At 68.1% G+C, this 14,019-nt stretch carries 17 protein-coding genes; 5 read left to right on the top strand and 12 right to left on the bottom strand.

The features are described from left to right. Positions 1-5: 5 nt before the first annotated feature. Both AAG801_RS08875 and AAG801_RS08870 read right to left on the bottom strand, forming a co-directional pair. Positions 6-926 (bottom strand): alpha/beta fold hydrolase, encoded by a 921-nt coding sequence (locus tag AAG801_RS08875; protein WP_341888078.1) that lies wholly within the window; start codon positions 924-926, stop codon positions 6-8. A gap of 230 nt (positions 927-1,156) precedes the next feature. Next, positions 1,157-1,759 carry a TetR family transcriptional regulator gene (locus tag AAG801_RS08870; protein WP_101490633.1) on the bottom strand — a complete coding sequence of 201 codons (603 nt, stop codon included), beginning with the start codon at positions 1,757-1,759 and terminating at the stop codon, positions 1,157-1,159. Positions 1,760-1,931: 172 nt separating this feature from the next. On the opposite strand from AAG801_RS08870, the gene AAG801_RS08865 reads away from it, so the two are divergent. After that, complete coding sequence (locus AAG801_RS08865) at positions 1,932-2,876, top strand: CysB family HTH-type transcriptional regulator (protein ID WP_101490634.1); 945 nt, start codon at positions 1,932-1,934, stop codon at positions 2,874-2,876. Between the two features lie 113 nt (positions 2,877-2,989). Continuing rightward, positions 2,990-3,259 (top strand): hypothetical protein, encoded by a 270-nt coding sequence (locus AAG801_RS08860; RefSeq protein WP_101490635.1) that lies wholly within the window; start codon positions 2,990-2,992, stop codon positions 3,257-3,259. Positions 3,260-3,341: 82 nt separating this feature from the next. On the opposite strand, the gene AAG801_RS08855 is transcribed toward AAG801_RS08860, so the two are convergent. Next, positions 3,342-3,812, bottom strand: a complete 471-nt coding sequence (locus AAG801_RS08855) for an RcnB family protein (protein ID WP_101490636.1) — start codon at positions 3,810-3,812, stop codon at positions 3,342-3,344. 137 nt (positions 3,813-3,949) lie between these two features. Next, positions 3,950-4,540, bottom strand: coding sequence for a dihydrofolate reductase family protein (locus AAG801_RS08850; protein ID WP_341888077.1), 591 nt, complete (start codon positions 4,538-4,540; stop codon positions 3,950-3,952). Between the two features lie 110 nt (positions 4,541-4,650). Between AAG801_RS08850 and AAG801_RS08845 the strand changes: the two genes are divergently transcribed. Then, on the top strand, positions 4,651-5,073 hold the full coding sequence (locus AAG801_RS08845; protein WP_341888076.1) for a helix-turn-helix domain-containing protein: 423 nt from the start codon (positions 4,651-4,653) through the stop codon (positions 5,071-5,073). A gap of 9 nt (positions 5,074-5,082) precedes the next feature. Here the strand turns inward: AAG801_RS08845 and AAG801_RS08840 are convergent, their stop codons facing one another. From AAG801_RS08840 to AAG801_RS08815, 6 genes are all read right to left on the bottom strand, one after another. After that, positions 5,083-5,976 (bottom strand): VOC family protein, encoded by an 894-nt coding sequence (locus AAG801_RS08840; RefSeq protein ID WP_341888075.1) that lies wholly within the window; start codon positions 5,974-5,976, stop codon positions 5,083-5,085. 34 nt (positions 5,977-6,010) lie between these two features. Next, positions 6,011-6,856 (bottom strand): ABC transporter ATP-binding protein, encoded by an 846-nt coding sequence (locus AAG801_RS08835; protein WP_341888074.1) that lies wholly within the window; start codon positions 6,854-6,856, stop codon positions 6,011-6,013. After that, on the bottom strand, positions 6,853-7,704 hold the full coding sequence (locus AAG801_RS08830) for an ABC transporter ATP-binding protein (RefSeq protein WP_341888073.1): 852 nt from the start codon (positions 7,702-7,704) through the stop codon (positions 6,853-6,855). Before AAG801_RS08830 ends, AAG801_RS08835 begins: the two co-directional genes overlap by 4 nt. Continuing rightward, on the bottom strand, positions 7,685-8,260 hold the full coding sequence (locus AAG801_RS08825) for an OsmC family protein (protein ID WP_319358414.1): 576 nt from the start codon (positions 8,258-8,260) through the stop codon (positions 7,685-7,687). Before AAG801_RS08825 ends, AAG801_RS08830 begins: the two co-directional genes overlap by 20 nt. Positions 8,261-8,274: 14 nt before the next feature. Beyond that, the gene (locus tag AAG801_RS08820; protein ID WP_101490642.1) at positions 8,275-10,104 is read right to left on the bottom strand and encodes an ABC transporter permease; all 1,830 of its coding nucleotides are present in this window, start codon (positions 10,102-10,104) and stop codon (positions 8,275-8,277) included. Between the two features lie 154 nt (positions 10,105-10,258). After that, a complete protein-coding gene (locus tag AAG801_RS08815) occupies positions 10,259-11,443 on the bottom strand; it encodes an ABC transporter substrate-binding protein (RefSeq protein ID WP_341888072.1) in 1,185 nt (394 codons plus the stop codon). Between the two features lie 161 nt (positions 11,444-11,604). Between AAG801_RS08815 and AAG801_RS08810 the strand changes: the two genes are divergently transcribed. After that, positions 11,605-12,246, top strand: a complete 642-nt coding sequence (locus tag AAG801_RS08810; protein ID WP_319358408.1) for a GDSL-type esterase/lipase family protein — start codon at positions 11,605-11,607, stop codon at positions 12,244-12,246. On the opposite strand, the gene AAG801_RS08805 is transcribed toward AAG801_RS08810, so the two are convergent. Next, positions 12,224-12,685 (bottom strand): hypothetical protein, encoded by a 462-nt coding sequence (locus AAG801_RS08805; RefSeq protein WP_341888071.1) that lies wholly within the window; start codon positions 12,683-12,685, stop codon positions 12,224-12,226. The two genes, AAG801_RS08810 and AAG801_RS08805, sit on opposite strands and share 23 nt — an antisense overlap. A gap of 96 nt (positions 12,686-12,781) precedes the next feature. Between AAG801_RS08805 and AAG801_RS08800 the strand changes: the two genes are divergently transcribed. Then, positions 12,782-13,159 (top strand): MerR family transcriptional regulator, encoded by a 378-nt coding sequence (locus AAG801_RS08800; protein WP_095743046.1) that lies wholly within the window; start codon positions 12,782-12,784, stop codon positions 13,157-13,159. Here AAG801_RS08800 and AAG801_RS08795 read toward each other — a convergent pair. Next, complete coding sequence (locus AAG801_RS08795) at positions 13,126-13,650, bottom strand: class IV adenylate cyclase (RefSeq protein ID WP_341888070.1); 525 nt, start codon at positions 13,648-13,650, stop codon at positions 13,126-13,128. The two genes, AAG801_RS08800 and AAG801_RS08795, sit on opposite strands and share 34 nt — an antisense overlap. Positions 13,651-14,019 lie beyond the last annotated feature (369 nt).

Genomic DNA, 14,019 nt, shown 5'->3' with positions numbered 1-14,019 from the left:
CCGTTTCACGTTCCCGTGACCGCCGCGGGCGACATCAGAAACTGCGTGACCTGCGCCAGCACGGCCTGCTCTTTCAGGATGCGGCGGTGGCCCCAGCCCTGCGTGGGAAAGAGCCGCGCGCCGGCGATCGCATCGCGAAACGCCTCGGCATCGGCGAAGCGGTTCACGCGGTCGTCACGGTCATGCACGATGAGCGTCGGCTGCGCGATGCGCGGGCCCACGGCGGCGGGCTCGAGCTGCTGCATCAGGATGCCCTCGCGCGCTTCGATCAGGCGCTGCATGCCCGCGCGCGTGCGCTCGCTGAGGCCGAACACCTGCGCGAAGTAGCGCGTGTACTCGCGCGGCGACGCTGGCGGTGCGAGCAGCACCAGCCGCTGCGCCGGCAGCCCGCGCCCCGCCGCATAGGCCAGCGCATTGGCTCCCAGCGAATGCGCGACCGCCGCGTGCAGCACATGCCCGTCGGCGCCGAGCCGCGCCGCCACGTAGTCGATGGCGCGCGCGAACTGCGGCAGGTTGCTGGCCGTGCCCGCGCTGCGGCCGTGGGCGGGCATCTCGAGCAGCACGGGCCGCAGGCCTTCGGCGGCGATGGCCAGTGCGAGCGGCAGCATCTGGCCCGCGTGGCCTCCCCAGCCATGCACCAGCAGCACGACCGGTGCCGACTCGGCGCCCGAGTCCTGCGCGGCGAGGTGGTAGATGCCGAGGTTGGCGTCCTCGAACGACCAGGCCTCGCGGCGCCAGTCGGTGCCGGGGTGCTGGCCGCGGTACAGCCATTTGGGCGGCAGCGGCGTGCCGAACACGCGGTACGCCGCGCGCACGCCGAGCGCGGGCCACAGGCGCTGCGAGGCGCCGAGGCCGAAGCGCATCGCGCGCATCAGCGGGCTGGCGCTGTAGTAGCCCGGGGGAACGGAAGGGGTGGTCGTGGTCATCGAAGAGGTTCCTTGTCGGGGCTCAGTACTGAGTGCTCAGTACCAGACCCAGTCCTGGTTGCTGCGCGGCAGGCTGCGCAGCGTGTCCCGCACGCCGCGCACACCGAGGAGGGCCGCGTAGGCGGCGAGGAAGAGGGCAATGATCAGCATGGTGCTTCTCCTTTTTTATCGCACGGTGGTGCGAAATTAAGGCAAACGAAGAGGCAAAGGTCGTCGTCTGCGGGTGCGCATCAGGCGCGATAGCTGGAAAGAAGGCGCTGCCAGGTCTGGCCCGCGCGCTCGGCCGCATGCCCATCGCGCAGGAAGCGCGCGTCGTGCAGCTGGTTCATCATGATGCCGTTGATCTCGCTCACGAGCTGGGCGGGATCGGTGTCGGCCTGGAGCTCGCCGGTCTCGACCGCCTGCAGCACGGTGCGGCGCAGCGCGGCACGCCAGCGCGTGATCTCGTCGAACAGCAGGTCGCGCAGCTCGCCTTCGCGGTCGTCGAACTCGAAGGCCCCGGCCACGTAGAGGCAGCCGGTTTGCGCTTCGACGTCGCGCGTGCGGGCGATCCAGCGCGCGACGATATCGTTCAGGCGGGGCAGGCCCTTGGGCTTCTGCATCGCGGGCACGAACACCTCGGCCAGGAAGCCGCGGCCGTACTCCTCGATGACGGCCTTCTGCAGCGCCTCGCGCGACCCCACGCGCGAGAACACGCCGCTCTTGGACAGCCCGAGCCGGCTCGCCACGGCCTGCAGCGAGATCGCCTCCAGCCCTTCGGCCAGCGCGAGGTGCATCGCCGCACCGACGATGGCAGCGCGGGTGAGTTCGCTTTTCTGGGTCTTGGCGTCCATGCAGCGGACTTTAGCACAGTCGTGCGAAACATCAACTTCCCCACGCAGAATGGCTTCATAGATGTTTTACTCATGTGAAACCAACAAACGCATCGTTCCCCGCATAAGCGCTTCTGCCGAGAATCGCCGGTCGGCCCCGTCCGGGGTCCGGACCTTTCACCTCCTGCGCCAGATGAACTTTCAACAACTGCGCTCGGTACGCGAGGCCGTTCGTTGCGGCTTCAACCTGACCGAGGTCGCCCACACCCTTCACACCTCGCAGCCCGGCGTGAGCCGGCAGATCCGCGAGCTCGAGGAAGAGCTCGGCATCGAGCTGTTCGTGCGTGCCGGCAAGCGGCTCACGGGCCTCACCGAGCCCGGCGGCCACGTGCTGCCGATCATCGAGCGCATGCTGATGGAAAGCAGCAACCTCAAGCACGCGGGCCAGGAGTTCGTCGCGCAGCAAAGCGGCCTGCTGTCGGTGGCGGCCACGCACTCGCAGGCGCGCTATGCAATGCCGGTGGCGGTGCAGGAATTTCGCGCGCAGTTTCCGAACGTGAAACTGCACCTGCACCAGGGTTCGCCCAAGCAGATCGCGCAGATGCTGCTCGACGGCGAGGCCGACGTGGGCATCGCCACTGAAGCGCTGGGCGACTACCCGCAGCTGGTCGCCCTGCCCTGCTACCGCTGGACGCACTCCGTGATCGTGCCGCCAGGGCATCCGCTGCTCGACGCGCCGCTCACGCTCGAAGCGCTCACGCAGCACCCGCTGATCACCTACGACACCGGCTTCACGGGCCGTTCGCGCATCGACGAGGCGTTCGAGCAGCGCGGCCTGCAGCCCAACATCGTGCTGGCCGCGATGGACGCCGACGTCATCAAGACCTACGTGCAATTGGGTCTGGGCGTGGGCATCGTCGCCGGCGTGGCCTACGAGGCCGAGCGCGACACGCAGCTGCGTGCGCTCGATGCGGGGCGGCTGTTCGGCATCAACCTCACCAAACTCGCGGTGCGGCGTGGCAACTACCTGCGCAAATATGTCTACGCGTTCATCGAGTCGTTTGCGCCGACCTTGACGCGCGCCATTGTCGAGAAGGCGTTGGGCGACGAGGTCAAGGTTTCTCACTACGAGATTTAGCTCAAGCGCAACGAAATCGACACTTCCGGCTCCAGGGTTGAAAAGAATGCGCGCGGCTTCACACAAGCGGCGTACATTCGGGTTAATTCCTTGGCTCCCGGAACGGATCAGCAATGGCATCGACTTCGCAGCAGCAGCAGAAACTACAGGCCACCCGGGCCGCCCAAAAGGCGGCCGATGCAGCGGAGAAGCGCGAACGCCTGAAACGTGCCCTGCCTGCCACCGTTGAACTGCTGCAAAGCCGCCAGGCCGATCGCATCGACGATCGCGACATCGACGCGTATGTCGATCTCAACTGGCTCGAATGGCATGGCGGCGGCTTGCGCCTCACCATCACCGGGCGCAACGTCTGCGCCCAGTCGGCCGCCACCGCGGTGGCCTGACAAACAGCCCACCCGACAGTCCCCCAAAGAAAAACCGCCACAGTCTCCTGTGGCGGTTTTCGCATGTGCGTCGTGAGAAGGCTTACTGGCCCGCGATGATCTGCGCGATGAGGCCGGTGGCAATGGCTGCGAGCACGTAGTCACCGCCCACGCCCACCCACTGGTAGCCGCGCGGCGGCTGCTGCAGGCGGTAGGCGCGCCAGTCGTTCACCACGTAGTTGCGGCCCCGGTATTCGGTCGGCACGCGGCCACCACGGCGCCACTCGCTGTGCGGCTGCGGGAAGCCCCGGCGGTCGAACTGGCGGCCGTCGCGGAAGTCCTGGTCGCCGCGGTAGCCGGCGTGAGGGCCGCGGTGCGAGCGGTGGTCGTTGCGCTGTTCGTAGCGGCCTGCGCCACGGTGATCACCTCGGTGGTCGTCGCGCTGCTCGTAGCGGCCGCCGCCCGGACGTTGATCGTCGCCCCGGCGATCTTGCGCCAGCGCGCTGCCTGCTGCCAGGGACAGTGCGAGCGCCGCAACGGCGGCAGTGGTGAGGCGCTTGGTACGGAAGATCATCTGGAACTCCTTTTGTTTGTCTGTGATGACGCCTCCATTGTGTGCAGCGCATGTGTCTGCTTGCGATGCATCAGGTCGCCGTCAGATGAAATACGGTAAGCGCAGGTATCTGCGCGGCGTGTTGTCCTGCACGCCCTTCATGCCGGCGCGTAGCGGTTCACCACCATGCCGCAGTCGTAGGCGCTCGACCCGAGCAACCGAAGCGCATGGCCGTGGCGCGTGTCGTGAAACACCGAGCGGCCCGCGCCCACGGCCGTGGGGTTCACGAAGAACTGGAACTCGTCGACCAGCCCCGCCGACGTGAGCGACGACGCAAAGCCGACACCGCCGATGGTGAGGATGTCTTTGCCCGGTTGGCGCTTGAGCGCGTTCACTTCGTCGGCCATGGCGCCGCGTGCGATGTCGGTGCGTTCCCAGCGCGAGGCCTGCAGCTTGTTCGTGAGCACCACCTTGCGCGCCTCGACGATCCGCTGGGCAAAGGCGTAGTCGGGGTTCGCCGGAAAGCGCGTCGCCGCGCGGCCCCAGTGGTCGAGGTAGCCCTCCTCGATGATCTTCCGACTCAGAAGGATCGTGTCGATGCCCGCGAACACGGCGTTGAAGTCGCGCTTGAGCGCCGCGTCCCAGCGCCACCGGTCGCCCCAACCCCACAGCTGCCAGTCGATGTCGCCGTTGGCCGGCGACACGAACCCGTCGACCGACATCTGCATTTGCACGATGAGCTTTCGCATCGGAGTCTCCTGAAGGTCGCTTGCGAAAACCAATCTTGAAATGCAAGCAGTTTCAGTATTCTCAAACCGATGCGAAAATGCAAGCAGTTTCTTGAACCGACGGAATCCCGATGGCCATCCAGCAGAAGTCCTTGTGCCCGATCAACCTCGCGCTCGAAGTCATCGGCGACCGCTGGAGCCTGCTGATCGTTCGCGACCTGATGTTTGCGGACAAGCGGCATTTCCGCGAGTTCCTGCAGTCCGAGGAAGGCATCTCCTCGAACATCCTCACGGAACGGCTCAACACGCTGGTCGAGCACGGCGTGCTCAGCAAGACCGACGACCCCACGCACAAGCAGAAGGCGCTCTACAGCCTCACGCCCGTGGGCATCGACCTGCTGCCGGTGATCACGCAGCTCGGCATCTGGGGGCGCAAGCACCGGCCGGTGACGGCCGAAAGCGGCGCGCCCGCGGCCGCGCTGGAAAAGGGCGGGCCGGCGCTGCAGAAGAAGATGCGGGCCGCGCTGCGCAAGGCGCACCTGGGCGCCAGATAGCGCGGCGCCCTACCCGCCCACCGTGCTGCTCGCCGCGTCGTTGCGCGCGCTGCCCTGCACTGCCAGCCCGTCCAGCGGCGGCAGGTCGAGTTCAATCCACGCGCCGTGCGCGCGTGCCAAGTCGAAGGTGCCGGTCGATTGCGGCCGGTCGGTGTGCAGCACCAGCGCGTAGGGGCCCTCGCCGCGCACGGCGATGCGCTGTGCGAGCGCGTCGCCGCCCAGCTCTGCCGTCGAAGCGCGGTCGCGCGGTGACGACAGCACGAGCACGCTGCTGCCCAATGCGATCACGGCCACGCGCACCTGGCTGGCGGGCACGGCCACGGGCTCGCCGATGTGCGTGGCCGTGTCGTCGGACACGGTGCCCAGCAAGGCGCGGTAGCGCGCCAGCGTGGCGTCGAGGTCGCGCACGGCGATGGCCAGGCTGGCCACGCCGAGCACGCCGTTGGGATGCACGCGCGCGGCGCCCTCGGGCACGCGCAGGGCGCGCCGCGTGAGATCGCCGCACAGGAACGGCAGGTCGGCCGACGGGGCGCGCGCGGTCTGCCAGCGCAGGTGTTCGCCGTCGGGACGCACGCGCCCGCCGTCGAGCGGGCCTTCGAGCACGAGGCCGCGCGCTTTCGCGTCGGCCACGGTGACTGCGGTGTCGCGCGGCAGCAGCGCGAAGTCGACGATGCCTTCGCCGTGCCGCTGCAGCAGCTGCCACCAGCGCTCGGCGGGTGCGGATTCGCGCCACGCAATGAGTTCGAAGTAGCTGCCGTCGCTGAACACGACGAGGGCGTTGTGCGTGCTGCGGCCCGGATGGTCACCGCCGCGCAGCACATGGAAGCCGAGCGCGACATAGTCGGCGATGGCGCGGTCGAGATCGTGCACGGCGATCACGACGTGGTCGAGGGTCAAGGGCATGGTGAAGGTCTTCCTCGCAGCAAAAGTGTCGTGGTCAGGAGGCGGTGCGGGCGGCGCCCTCGCCGCCCAGGTAGGCGTCGCGGATGCGTGCGTCGGCCAGCAGCGCGCGCGCCGGGCCCGAGAGCACGATGCGGCCCGTTTGCAGCACGTAGCCGTGGTGCGCGATCTGCAGTGCAAGGCTGGCGTTCTGTTCGACCATGAAGACCGAGACGCCCTGCGCGTTGATGCGCGCAATGAGCTCGAGCACCTTGTCGACGTACAGCGGCGACAGGCCCATGGTGGGTTCGTCCATGCACAGCAGCTGCGGCCGGCCCATGAGCGCGCGCGCCATGGCCACCATCTGCTGCTCGCCGCCCGAGAGCGTGCCGGCCAGGAAGCCCAGGCGCTCCGCCACGCGCGGGAACAGTTCGAGCATGCGCGCCAGGTCTTCGGCCACGGCCGCGCGGTCGCGACGCGCATAGGCACCCATGAGCAGGTTCTCGCGCACGGTCATCGCGGGGAACAGGCGGCGCGCCTCGGGCACCGAGCCGATGCCTTTGCGGATGATCTGCGGCGTGCTCAGGCCGAGCGTCGATTCGCCGTTGAAGCGGACCTCGCCCGAGCGCGGCTTGAGCAGCCCGAGCACGATCTTCATCGTGGTCGATTTGCCGCTGGCGTTGCCGCCGAGCAGGCTGACGATCTGGCCTTTGCGCACTTCGATGTCGAGGTCGAAGTGGGCCTGCACGGGGCCGTAGAAGCTGTTGATCTTCTGGAGTTGGAGCAGTGCCGGCGTGGTCCCGGAAGAAGCAGGCGCTGCAACGCGTTCAGGCAGATCGTCGTTTCTCCCCTCCCCCCAGAGGGAAGAAGGAGACAGACCGGTGCGAGCAACGGTCGCGATCATGCGGGCACCGCTTCTTTCTGTGCTTCGCCCACATGGCGATGGCCGAGGTAGGCCTCGATCACCGCGGGGTCGTTGCGCACCGCGTCGGGCAGGCCTTCTGCGATCTTGCGGCCATCGTCGAGCACGGCCACGCGGTCGGACAGCTGCATCACGAGATCAAGCTTGTGCTCGATCAGCAGGATCGTCTGGCCGCGCGCCTTGAGGCCGCGAATGATCTCCAGCATCTCGGCCGTCTCGCTCTCGTTCATGCCGGCGGTGGGCTCGTCGAGCAGCAGCAGGCGCGGTCGCAGCGCGAGGGCGCGCGCAATCTCCACGCGGCGGCGGTTGGCGTACGAGAGGCTGTAGGCCGGATGGTCGGTGCGCGGCGTGAGCCGTTCGCCGAAGAGCGCGATGATCTCGCGCGCCTCGTCGCGCAGTGCTTCTTCCTCGCGTCGCACGGCGCTTGGCTGCACCAGCGCAAGCGCCAGCTCGGCCAGTGCGCCGAGGCCCGGCACACCGCCCACGCGCGGTTTCACGGCGCGCAGCCGCGTGTGCGCGCCGACCAGCACGTTGTCGAGCACCGAGAGGTTCGCGAACACGCGCCCATGCTGAAAGGTGCGCGCGAGGCCACGCTGTGCGAGCTGCTGCGCGGGAAGACCGGTGATGTCGTGGCCGTCGAAGCGCACCTGTCCCGCGTCGGGCTTGTCGAGGCCGGTGACGAGGTTGAACAGCGTGGTCTTGCCCGCACCGTTCGGGCCGATCACGCTCAGCAGTTCGCCCTCGCCCACCTGCAGGTCGACGGCGTTGACGGCCGTGAGCCCGCCGAAGCGGCGCACGAGGCCGCGCACTTCAAGCAGTGGCGAGGGCATCGGCAGTGCGATCGGAAGTGAGGGCGGCCTTCGAGTTCACGAGCTTCACCTCGGCGCGGATGGCCTGCGGGTTGCGCAGCAGGTTGAGGATGGGGCAATTGCGCTCCACCGCTTCGAACAGCGCATCGATCTCTTCGCGGCTCGCGGGCGAATCGATGTGCACCGTGTAGCCGATCTCGTGCGGCCAGATCGGCGTCTGCTCGTGGCCCGGCTTGCCGCCGCGCGGATCGATGACGCCGGTCACCTCGACCTCGAGGCTTTCGAGCGGCACCTGCCGTTCGGCCGCCTGGATCAGGAAGATGTGCGTCACGCAGGTGCCGAGCACGCCCAGCTGCAGCTCGGGCGAACTCGGGCCGAGGTTGTAGCCCGCGAAATCGGGCGGGCTGTCGCTGATGACCTGGTGCTCGCGGATGCGCAGGCGGCGCACGCCGCTGCGGCCTTCGGCGCGCACGCTGGCCTTGAGCTGCGAAGGCTGTGCAGTGCCGGCCGCGACGGCGGCGTTGCGTGCCAGCACGGCGGTGCGTTTCTCGGCGAGGTAGTCGTTGAGGTGGCTCATGAGATGGGGTTCTTTCAGACAGTGCCGAGCAGGCCTTGGGGACGGAAGCGGATCAACAGAAGCAGCGCGACGCCGTAGATCAGCATGCGGTACTCGGCCGTCACGCGGAACAGCTCGGGCAGGCTCACGAGCGCGACCGCACCCAGCAGCGCGCCGCTGATGTTCCCGAGCCCGCCGAGGATCACCATCGTGAGCGCGAGGATCGAGATCTGCGAGCCGAAGGTCTCGTGGTTGATGTACGAGTACATGTGCGCGGTGAAGGCCCCGCTCACGCCGGCCGCGAAGCCGCCGAAGCCGAAGGCCAGCGCCTTGTAGCGGTCGGGGCTCACGCCGTAGGCGCGCGCGGCCACCTCGTCTTCGCGCACCGCGCGGAAGGTGCGACCCAGGTGCGAGCGCAAGAGGCGCCACTGCAGCAGGGCCAGCAGCACCAGTGCACCGAACGAGGCCCAGTAGATCGCCTCGTTCGACGACGCATCGCGCCCGAACAGCGACAGCGGCGGAATGCCCGACACGCCGATGGGTCCGCGCGTGAGGCTTTCCCAGTTGAGGATGGTGAGCGCCACGATCTCGCCGATGCCCAGCGTGGCGATCGACACGTAGTGCCCGCGCAGGCGGAAGGCCGGGAAGATGAGCGCCGTGCCGATCAGCGAGGTGAGCACGCCCGCGACCACGATGCCCGTGCCCACGGGCAGGTGCAGGTCGAGCACCAGCAACGACGAGGCATACGCGCCGATGGCCAGCAGCCCCGCATGGCCCAGCGAGATCTGGCCGATGGTGCCGGCCACCAGCGTGAGGCTCAGGGCGAGCGCACCGTAGAGCCACGCGTTGGTGAGCGTCTGCAGCACGTAGGGCGACGGATCGAACAGCGGCAGCAGCACGGCCGCGGCGAACAACGCCAGCAACACGCGCGGCGGCACGCGCCACGGCTTGCTCGGTGCGATGAAGGTGCCGGTGAGCGGTTCGGGCGGCAGCACGCGCTTGCGGCCGAAGAGGCCGTTCGGCTTCCACACCAGAATGACGAGCAGCAGCGCAAACGCAAACAGGTTGCGGTACGGCGTGCCAAGGATCGCCACGCCATAGCTTTCGATGAGCCCCAGCAGCAGGCTGCCGACGATGGCGCCCGGCACGTTGCCCACGCCGCCGACCACCGTGGCCACCACGCCCTTGAGCGTGGCCTGGAAGCTCATCGCCGGGCTGATGTTGTTGTAGTACATGCCCACCAGCAGGCCCGAGAGCCCGCCCAGCGCGGCGGCGATGGCGAACACGGTCTGGTTCACGCGGTTCACGTCCACGCCCATCTGCTGCGCGGCGTCGCGGTCTTGCGCGGTGGCGCGCACGGCCCAGCCGAGCTTCGTGAAACGCAGGAAGCCGAACAGCACGGCCGCGCTGGTGATGCCGATGCCCGCGATCAGCAGGTCGAGCGCACCGATGGTGCCGGTGCCGATCTGCAGGCGCCAGTCGGGCAGCTGCGTGGGCAGCGCGCGCGGGTCGGGGCTGAACACCAGCTGCACGAGGATGTCGAGCACGAAGCTGATGCCGATGGTGGCCAGCAGCGGTGCGATGCGCGCGGCGCCTTGCAATGGCCGCAGCCCCACGCGCTCGATGAGCATGCCGAGCGCGCCACTTCCGAGCACCACCAGCGCGATGGTGACCGGCAGCGGCGTGTGCAGGTAGGTGATGCTGGCCCAGCCGATGTACGCGCCCACGGTGTACACCGAGCCGTGCGCGAAGTTGATGAGGTGCGAGACGCCGAAGATCAGCGCGAGCCCGACCGCCAGCAACGCATAGATGTTGCCGATGATCAGGCCGTTGACCGTGTGGTCGAAGAAGGAGGTGAAGCTCATGCGACGCCTGCGGCCTTGCTCCCTCTCCCGCTTGCGGGAGAGGGTTGGGGTGAGGGTGCGGCGGCCGTGGCGAAGACCTGTTGCTTGTTGAAGGCCCCTGCCCTCACCCTGGCCCTCTCCCGCAAGCGGGAGAGGGAACAACACAAAGACCCGTTCATTTCGAAGAGGCCACAGCCGCCTTCTCATCTATCTGCGCCCACTTCCCATCCTTCACCACCAGGTTGACGCTCTTCACGCCGATCACGCGGCGCGTCTGCGCATCGAAGGTGGCCTTGCCGAAGATGACGCTGGGCACGTCCTTGATCTTGTAGAACGCGTCGCGCACGGCCTTGCGGTCGGCCTTCGGGCCGGCCTGGCGCAGTGCGGCGGCGGCGTACACCACGGCGTCGTAGGCATACGCGTTGAACGCGTCCGGCTCCTTGCTGTACTTCGCGCGGAAGGTCTTCACGAACTCCTGCACTTCGGCGCGCGGCTCGTCGGGATAGAAGGCGGTGTTGGTGTGGATGCCGTTCACGGCCGCGCCGCCGAGCTCGATGAACTTGGGCGAGTAGACCGAGCCCACGGCCGCGATCGGCTGCTTCAGGCCCACGCTGCGCACCTGGCCCGCGATGAGCGCGCCGTCGGGGTAGTACGAGATGAGCACCACACCGTCGGGGTTGGCGTCGCGCACGCGCACCAGGGTCGAGCGGAAATCTTTCTCGTCGGGCTGGTAGCCCTCGGCGATGGCGAGCTGCGCGCCGCGCTCCTGCGCGGCCTTCACGAGCACGTCCTTGCTGGTGCGACCCCAGTCGGTGTTCAGGAACAGCACGGCGATGCGCTTGAAGCCCAGCGTCTTCACGGCCAGGTCGGCCAGCAGCGGCTGCGCGTCGGCCTGGCTGATCGAGGGGCTCCAGATGTAGTCGCCGCCCTTGGTGAAGTCGGGGTGCGAGTTGGTGAAGCCCAGCTGCACGAGGCCCGCGCGCTGGTAGATGGGCGAGGCGGCCATCGAGGCGGGGCTGGAGAAGTCGCCCAGCTCGATGAGCACGCGCTTGTCGTTCACGAGTTTTTGCGCAATGGCGACGGACTGGCGCGGGTCGCTCTGGCTGTCCTCGAAGTTGTAGGCGAGTGGACGGCCGTGGATGCCGCCTTGCGCGTTGATGTGATCGATCGCGAGGTCGAAGCCGGCCTTCCACTGCGCGCCGTACTGCGCGTTCTGTCCGGTGAGCGGGCCGCTCACGCCGAACCACACGGGCTCGCCGCTGGCGGGTGCGGCCCAGGCCGCGAGCGGCGCGGCCAGCAAGGCGGCGGACAGTGCGACCGCGTGGCGCAGGAAACGATGGCGGGTGAACAGCGGCGGCATGGGGCGGACCTCGGTGACAGTGAAAGGATGTGCAGGGCCGCGATTCTTCGCCGCTGTCCCCCTGCCGGGAACGAACAAAAACGGAGAGGCTTATGCACTTTCCGAGCAAGCGAAGGGACAAGCGCCAACCACCGCAGGGCCTCGTTTATGCTGCGCGCCACATGAAGCGACGACACCTCCTCCACATGCTCGCCGGCGTGCCGGCCACCGCCCTGCTGCTCACCGCATGCGGCAAACGAAAGGCCTCAGCCAACGCGTTGAAGCCCGATGCCCGCGTGCTGGCGCTGGGCGACAGCCTGACCTTCGGCTACGGCGCGTCGCCCGAGACGGCATGGCCCGCGAAGCTCGGCGAGCTCACGGGCTGGCAGGTCGAAAACGCGGGCGTCAACGGCGACACGTCGGCGGGTGCGCTGGAGCGCCTGCCCGCGCTGCTGTCCGCCGGCAGCTACGACGCGATCCTGATCGGCATCGGCGGCAACGACATGCTGCGCGGCGTGTCGCCCGCCAGCACGCGCGAGAACCTCGCGGCGCTCATCGAGCAGGCGCGCGCGCACACGCCGCATGTGGCGGTGCTGGCCACGCCGGCGCCCGATGCGATGCGCGCGGTGGTCGGCTCGCTCAGCGATGCGCCGTTCTACGAAGAGGTCGCGAAGTCGGGACAGGCGCTGCTGGTCGCGGGTGTGTATTCGGGCGTGCTGTCGGATGCGGCCCTGCGCTCGGACCGCATCCATGCGAACGCGAAGGGCTACGCCAAGGTGGCGGAACAGCTCGCCGAGCAGCTCAAGGCTGCGGGCTGGCGCTGAGGCTTGTTGCTCGGTCGTCGGAGCGCATCGATGCGCGTGCCGCGGCGCCGCGCACCGGCAGGCTCTCCAGCACGCCGAACAACAGCTCCATCGCGGTGAAGCCGAGGATGATCAGGCTGGCGCCCTGCGTCACGGCGTAGACCTGCCAGGTGGCGAACAGGAAGCGCGCCACGGCGTCGTAGCGGCCATAGCGCAGGCGCGGATCACGGATGCGCAGCACGGCCCAGACGGTGACCACCGAACCGAGCAGGTTGGCCATCAGCATGTGGACCGGGTCGAAGGCCGGAAAGCTGCCCGGCAGCTGCAGCGTCTGGATGGTCCACAGCAGCAGGGCGTGCACTGCCGCAAAGGTCCACGGGGTGGCGAAGCCGATGGTCACGACGAGGTCGTACCAGGCGCTGGCGCGGACGATGCGTTGGTAGGTGGGAAGCGCGATCATGAAGAAGAGCCCTGCAGGGAGTGAAGAAGCCCCGGAAGCTAAAGCCTCGGGTACGCTCCAGGGTCAAGCACATTCTTCGGCGAAGGAACAACGACCATGCAGATCGGCCAGCTGGCTTCGGCGACGGGCTTGAGCCGCGACACGCTGCGCTTCTACGAAGAGCGCGGCCTGATCCGTGCGCAACGCGGCAGCAACGGCTACCGGGTCTATGCGAAGGAAACCGTGCAGATGGTGGGCTACATCCGCACCGCGCAGAAACTGGGCTTCAGCCTCCACGAGATCGGCGACAACCTGCCCGCGGTGTGGGAGTCGGCCGCACCCGACGATGCGATCGCGGCGTTGCTGGCCGACAAGGTCGCGGTCATCGACCAGAAGATCGCCGAGCTGAACGCGCTGCGGCAAGACCTGCTGGCGCGCGTGCCCGCCGGCTGTCCGATGGCTCAGGCGGCCTGCGCGCGCAACAGGTCGACGTAGGCGCCCTGCACCAGCTGGCCCTCGGCCACGCCGAGCCGGGCCATGAGCGCATGGGCTTCGGCCACGCCGGCCTCGGCGGGCTCGCCCTCTTGCAGCACCACTTCGAGTTCGAGGAATTCACCGAGCCCTTCGACGCGGTCGAGGTGCACGCGCGTGCGGCCCACGAGGAACAGGCGGCGCTGCTTGCGCACGCGGCCGGCCTGGCCCCAGGCGAGCGTGAGCGATTCGCGCAGCGCGTCGGGCGTGGCGGTGGGCGTGATCAGGTAGAACGATTCCTTCGGGCCGCTGCTGTCGGCGCGGCGGTAGAAGATGAGTTCGGCGCGGTCGGGCGCGAAGGTGCGCAGTTTGAGACGGTCGGCGCTGTGTTCGCAGCGGAAGAAAGTGTCGTCTTGCGCGATCTCGATGGGGCCCTGGTCGGCGAGCGTCGCGGCGATGGTTGCGATGCGGTCCACGCTGTCGATGCGGGCTTTGATCTCTATGTTTCTTGCCATGTCTTCTCGTTTTCTTGAGGCTGTGTTCAGGGCGCGTGCACAGGCCACCGGGTACTTCCCTCCGCGAATGTCCCCCGGGCTTCGCCCTCCTCCTTGATTTCGCTGCAGGAAGCACCCAGTGCCCTGAGCACGATGGGCGCGATCGTTATGCGGGCCGATCAACAGATGCTCTGAACACGCTCACGTCGATGGGGTGCCTTGCGCAGCGAAATCAAGGAGGGGCGGGCTCAACCCGTCGATGCAACACTTCAGCGACGAATCGAGGTGTTAATTGACGAAGAGCACAGGTCAGCGAGTTCATCCGTCGGCTGCGCAGCAGCGGGAGATATGGAATCGATGGAAGCAAGGCGAGCGGATCGCCGAGATCGC

This window comes from Variovorax sp. YR752 (assembly GCF_943372545.1).
The sequence above is the reverse complement of the archived record's forward strand: the minus strand, read 5'-3'. Positions and strand labels throughout refer to the sequence as shown.